We start from the raw sequence: 1,001 nt of genomic DNA on the forward strand, positions 1-1,001 counted from the left end.
GTTTCCAATGGTTATCCCCCACATCAGGGCATATTCCCAGGCATTACTCACCCGTCCGCCGCTCGCCGCCCAACAAATCCCCCGAAGGTTCAATGTTGTCGCTGCCGCTCGACTTGCATGTGTTAGGCCTGCCGCCAGCGTTCAATCTGAGCCATGATCAAACTCTTCAATTAAAGTTTTGGCTCAATGAAATACTGTTAAACCATTACCGAAGTAATGATTGAATTGACTGTGCCAAATAATAAGTAAACTTACTATTTGTATTGGTCACTCAGTTTCATTGATAATTCTTTTGTTGACTATCATTTCACGAGTGCCCACACAGATTGCATGGTCAAATTGTTAAAGAACGTTGACTTTCAATGCCTTAGCGCGTTGCACTTCAGCAAGTCAGGAGGCGTATAATACGCGTTTCTGATATCCAGTCAAGACAAAATTTTCATCTTTTTTCGCGGTTGGCGAAAAAGTAAAAACCTTCTGTTGACGTCGCTCACATTGCAATCAGTCGGAGCGAAAGAAAAGCCCGCTGAACCCAGCGGGCTTCCTAAATTGGGAGCCTGGCGATGTCCTACTCTCACATGGGGAGACCCCACACTACCATCGGCGCTATTACGTTTCACTACTGAGTTCGGCATGGGATCAGGTGGGTCCATAATGCTATGGTCGCCAAGCAAATTCTGTTTATTCACCGCCCCCCGGGCAGTAAATAGCAATCTGGGAAAATCTGACTAGCTCTTACTAATTAAGCTCTCAACACTCATTCAAGTGCTCATGGAGTCCGCTAAAACCCCTTGGGTGTTGTATGGTTAAGCCTCACGGGCAATTAGTACAGGTTAGCTCAACGCCTCACAGCGCTTACACACCCTGCCTATCTACGTCGTAGTCTTCAACAACCCTTTAGGAACCTTATAGGTTCAGGGATGACTCATCTCGAGGCTCGCTTCCCGCTTAGATGCTTTCAGCGGTTATCGATTCCGAACTTAGCTACCGGGCAATGCGTC

General features: G+C 47.0%; 3 rRNA genes. All 3 read right to left on the reverse strand.

The window, feature by feature from the left end:
* Positions 1–173 (reverse strand): 16S ribosomal RNA (locus tag L4D79_RS00090); the annotation flags it as partial.
* Positions 174–555: 382 nt separating this feature from the next.
* Positions 556–671 (reverse strand): 5S ribosomal RNA (gene rrf / locus L4D79_RS00095).
* Positions 672–802: 131 nt separating this feature from the next.
* A 23S ribosomal RNA gene (locus L4D79_RS00100) occupies positions 803–1,001 on the reverse strand; the annotation flags it as partial.

Origin of the sequence: Photobacterium satsumensis (assembly GCF_050336935.1) — a bacterium.
GTDB classification, from domain to species: domain Bacteria; phylum Pseudomonadota; class Gammaproteobacteria; order Enterobacterales; family Vibrionaceae; genus Photobacterium; species Photobacterium satsumensis.